General features: G+C 72.3%; 3 protein-coding genes and 1 pseudogene. 1 reads left to right on the top strand and 3 read right to left on the bottom strand.

Annotation, left to right across the window (positions count from 1 at the left end):
- Positions 1–732 (top strand): annotated as a pseudogene (locus SSBG_RS14940) (response regulator); the annotation flags it as partial.
- A 224-nt stretch (positions 733–956) separates the two neighbouring features.
- Here SSBG_RS14940 and SSBG_RS14935 read toward each other — a convergent pair.
- The 3 genes from SSBG_RS14935 to SSBG_RS14925 are packed head-to-tail and all read right to left on the bottom strand — an operon-like array spanning position 957 to position 4056.
- Positions 957–1613, bottom strand: a complete 657-nt coding sequence (locus SSBG_RS14935) for a LutC/YkgG family protein (protein WP_008746944.1) — start codon at positions 1611–1613, stop codon at positions 957–959.
- On the bottom strand, positions 1610–3238 hold the full coding sequence (locus SSBG_RS14930; RefSeq protein ID WP_008746943.1) for a LutB/LldF family L-lactate oxidation iron-sulfur protein: 1629 nt from the start codon (positions 3236–3238) through the stop codon (positions 1610–1612). Before SSBG_RS14930 ends, SSBG_RS14935 begins: the two co-directional genes overlap by 4 nt.
- The gene (locus SSBG_RS14925; protein WP_008746942.1) at positions 3235–4056 is read right to left on the bottom strand and encodes a (Fe-S)-binding protein; all 822 of its coding nucleotides are present in this window, start codon (positions 4054–4056) and stop codon (positions 3235–3237) included. The genes SSBG_RS14930 and SSBG_RS14925 overlap by 4 nt, the downstream gene beginning before the upstream one ends.
- Positions 4057–4298: the final 242 nt, after the last annotated feature.

The raw sequence follows: 4298 nt of genomic DNA, 5'->3' as shown, positions 1-4298 counted from the left end.
GACGAACTGCCGCCCGAGCCGCTCGACAACCCGCGCAGACTCCTCGTGTGGCCCGCGCCCGACGCCTCGACGCAGGCCGCGCTGAGCGATCGCGGCTACCGGCCCGTCGTCGTCGCCTCACGTGACGAGGTGGACGCGCAGATCGCCGCCTTCCCGGCCGCGCTCTTCGTCGACCCGCTCACCGGGCCGATCACCCGCACGGCGCTCCAGTCGTTGCGGCAGGCCGCCGTGGCGGCCGAGGTGCCGGTCCTGGTGACGGCGGGGCTGGGCGCCGCGGCGCGCGAAGCGGCGTACGGCGCCGATCCGGCCGTACTCCTCAAGGCGCTCGCGCCGCGCGACAGCGAGCAGCACCCGCCGCGCGTCCTGCTCGTGGAGGAGCGCGAGGAACTCGCGAGCGCGCTCACGGCCGCGCTCGAACGGCGCGCGATGCAGGTGACGCGCGCCGCCGACGACGCGCAGGCGGTCGCCGCCGCGAGCCAGGTGCCGCCGAACCTCGTCGTCCTCGACCTCATGCAGGTCCGCAGGCGCCGCGCCGGGATCATCGACTGGCTGCGCGCGAACGGCCAGCTCAACCACACCCCGCTCGTCGTCTACACGGCGCCGGGCATGGGCCCCGCCGAGCTGTCCGGCCTCACCACCGGCGAGACGGTCCTCTTCCTCGCGGAACGCTCCACGAGCGAGGAAGTACAGACGAGGATCGTGGACCTGCTGGCGAAGATCGGGACGAACTGAGGCAGAGCGATACGGGATACGGGCCAAAGGGCGCGCTTTCGCTCGCCCGGCAGGCGCGGCTACGGGGCGAGGACGGGTACGGGTCGCCCCCTCGCTCGCCCCGGACGTAGGCACGCGGCGGGCCCGCGCCCGCAGCCGTTCCGCGTCAACCGCAGACCCGCACCCTCACTCGAAAGGAGCGAATCCCGCATGGATTCGCCCCTTTCCGGCACCTCGGACCAATCTCAGACGTCTGTGCGAATGACGACGTCGAGCGTGCGCGGTCCGTGCACGCCCTCGACGCGTTCGAGTTCGATGTCCGAGGTGGCGGAGGGACCGCTGATGAGAGTGGTGGGACGGCCGGGGACGAGGCGCGCGACGGCCTCGGGGACACCGACGGTGACGGTGGAGAGGTCCACGACGCACACGTGCAGGTCGGGGACGAGGCTCAGGGCGCGGCGGCCCTGGTCGGCGCTGCCGTCGAGGAAGATCGTGCCCGTCTCGGCGCAGGTCACGGCCGAAGCGGTCAGGACGCCGTCCAGCTCGCCGAGTTCGGGCGCGGGCACCTCCGGGCTGTCGGCGCGTGCCTCGCCGTCGAAGTCCGCCAGCCAGGCGCGGTCGAGCCCGGCGGGCACGCCGACGAGGCGGGCGCCGCGCGCGCGAAACACCTCGGCGACGGTCGCGGCGGTCCCGGCGGCGGTGCAGGGGTGCACGAATGCCTTGTAGTCAAGGAGCCGGTCGGTCAGGAGCGCGAGCCGCTCGGCGTCCGGGAGCGTACGGCCCGTGCGGTAGGCACGGGGGACGGTCACCGGGTCCTTCGGCGCGAGCGCGAGGGCGTCCCGGACACGGGAGAGAACGGTTTCGCGGGCGCTGCCGCCGCGAGCAGTGGTGGTCTCGCTCATGCCTTCTCTCCCTTGTCCTGGTCGTCGTGGGTCTCGGTGGCGGCGGGGCGCTCGGCCTGTGTACGGGACGGGTCGCCCTGCGTCCGCGACGCGGCTGCCTCCGTACGGGACGCCTCGCCCTCCGCTTTCGCCGCGCGCAGCGCGTCCTGGCCCTCCGCCGAGCCGAGCCAGCGCCGGAAGCTGCGCCGGGGCGGGGCCGGTGTGTCGCGGCTGTCGCTCCAGCCGTCGAAGGGCGGCGGGAGGTGCTTGATCTTCTCGTCCCGGCCGGCGACGACGCGGCCGAGCCCGGCGACGCGCTGCGCGCTCGTGTAGAGGGCGGGGCGCGCCATGACGGCCGCCGCCGCCTTCATCGCGAGCGATTCCGCCGTCGTACCGGCCTGCTCGGTCTTCTGGTGGCGCAGTTCCACGAGCAGCGAGGGGATGTCGATCTTCACGGGGCAGGCGTCGAAGCACGCGCCGCACAGGCTCGACGCGTACGGCAGCGAGGCGTTGGGATCGTCCTTGGCCGCGTCCATGCCCGCGAGCTGCGGGGTGAGGACGGCACCGATCGGGCCGGGGTAGGTCGAGCCGTAGGCGTGGCCGCCCGCGCGCTCGTAGACGGGGCAGACGTTGAGGCAGGCCGAGCAGCGGATGCAGTGCAGCGCCTCGCGTCCGATCTTGTCGGCGAGCGCGGCGGTGCGGCCGTTGTCGAGGAGCACGAGGTGGAACTCCTGCGGCCCGTCGTCCTCGCTGACGCCGGTCCACAAGGAGGTGTACGGGTTCATGCGCTCGCCGGTCGAGGAGCGCGGCAGGAGCTGGAAGAAGACCTCCAGGTCCTGGTGGCGGGGCAGGACCTTCTCGATGCCCATGACGGTGATGAGCGTCTCAGGCAGTGTCAGGCACATGCGGCCGTTGCCCTCGGACTCCACGACGGCGAGCGTGCCGGTCTCGGCGATGCCGAAGTTGGCGCCCGAGACGGCGACCTTCGTCGTCATGAACTTCTCGCGCAGATAGGCGCGCGCGACGGCGGCGAGTTCGGCGGGGACGGAGGTCAGCTCCGGGTCGACGCCGGGGATCTTCTTGAGGAAGATCTCGCGGATCTCCTCGCGGTTGCGGTGGATCGCGGGAACGAGGATGTGCGAGGGCTTGTCGTGGGCGAGCTGGACGATCAGCTCGGCGAGGTCGGTCTCGTGGGCGGTGATGCCCTCGGCCTCCAGGTGCTCGTTGAGCCCGATCTCCTGCGTCGCCATCGACTTGACCTTGATCACCTCCTCGCTGCCCTTCGCGCGCACGAGGCGGGTGACGATCTCGTTCGCCTCGACGGCGTCGCGCGCCCAGTGGACGGTGCCGCCGCGCGCGGTGACCCGCTCCTCCAGCTCTTCGAGGAGCTCCGGGAGACGGTTGAGGGTGTCCGACTTGATCGCGGCCCCCGCGTCACGGAGCTGCTCCCAGTCGGGGAGTTCGGCGGTGACGGCGAGGCGCTTGGCGCGGATCGTGTGGGTCGCCTTGTGGAGGTTGCCGCGCAGCTGGGCGTTCTGGAGTTCGGTGTGCGCGGCCTTCGGGAACTTCTCGTCGCCGCGCAGGTTGCCCGCGCCGTAAGGGGCGCGGGGCGGGGTGCTGGGCAGGCCGAGGAACGTCGTGCTCATCGGTTCACCTCCGGGGTGGTGGCGGGGACGCCGGCCGGGCTCGGGCCCGCGGTGGCCGGGACGCCCGGCAGGACGTACGGGGTCGTACGGGTCGAGGCGAGGATCTGCGCGAGGTGGAGCGTGCGCGCTCCCGCCCGGACGCGGGAGAGGCCGCCGCCGATGTGCAGCAGGCAGGAGGAGTCGCCCGCCGTGCAGACGTCCGCGCCCGTCGTCCTCACGTTGCCGACCTTGTCCTCCAGCATCGCCGCCGAGGTGTCCGCGTTCTTGACCGCGAAGGTGCCGCCGAAGCCGCAGCAGGCATCGGCCTCGGGCAACTCGACCAGATCGAGATCCGCGACGGCGCGGAGGAGCCGGAGCGGCTTCTCACCGACGCGCAGCATCCGCAACGAGTGGCAGGTGGGGTGGTACGTGACGCGGTAGGGGAACCAGGCGCCGACCTCGGTCACGCCGAGCACGTCGACGAGGAGTTCGGAGAGCTCGTACGTCTTCGCCTTGACGGTCGCGACGCCCCGGCGCAGCGCCGCGTCCCCGTAGCGCGCGGCGACGATCTCGTGCTGGTGGCGTACCGAACCGGCGCAGGAGCCGGAGGGCATCACGACGGCGTCGAGCGAGGAGTCGCCGAACTGCTCGGCGAAGTTCCGTACGAGAGGCACCGGTTCGCGCTGGTAGCCGGTGTTGACGTGCATCTGCCCGCAGCAGGTCTGCCCGGGCGGGAAGACGACCTCGTGGCCGAGCCGGGTGAGCAGCACGGCCGTCGCGGAGACGGCGTCGGGGAACATCGTGTCGCCGAGGCAGGTGGCGAAGAGTCCGATGCGCATGAGGACCTTCCCGTACACGGCCCGTACGCCCGCCGCGCACGAACACGAACGAACGCGGCCGCGAACCGCGCGAGCGATCCACGCCTCGTCCGGACGGTCGCGGGGCGGGTACGTACGTGGGCAGGATGAACGATTTACGGTCCGACCATACCGCCGTAGAACCTATATCGATATGGGCGGGGTGGACTTTTCGTTTTCGGGAGGGGGCGTGGGCGGCGTGTCGGTGGCGGGTGGGGGTGGGG

The sequence above is a fragment of the Streptomyces sp. SPB074 genome, from assembly GCF_000154905.1.
Classification (GTDB): domain Bacteria; phylum Actinomycetota; class Actinomycetes; order Streptomycetales; family Streptomycetaceae; genus Streptomyces.
This window is presented reverse-complemented; position numbering and strand designations above follow the sequence as displayed.

Bases quoted from the DNA above. Each gene is read 5' to 3' on its own strand.
- SSBG_RS14935 (WP_008746944.1), bottom strand. From the start codon at position 1,613: ATGAGCGAGACCACCACTGCTCGCGGCGGCAGCGCCCGCGAAACCGTT.
- SSBG_RS14930 (WP_008746943.1), bottom strand. From the start codon at position 3,238: ATGAGCACGACGTTCCTCGGCCTGCCCAGCACCCCGCCCCGCGCCCCT.
- SSBG_RS14925 (WP_008746942.1), bottom strand. From the start codon at position 4,056: ATGCGCATCGGACTCTTCGCCACCTGCCTCGGCGACACGATGTTCCCC.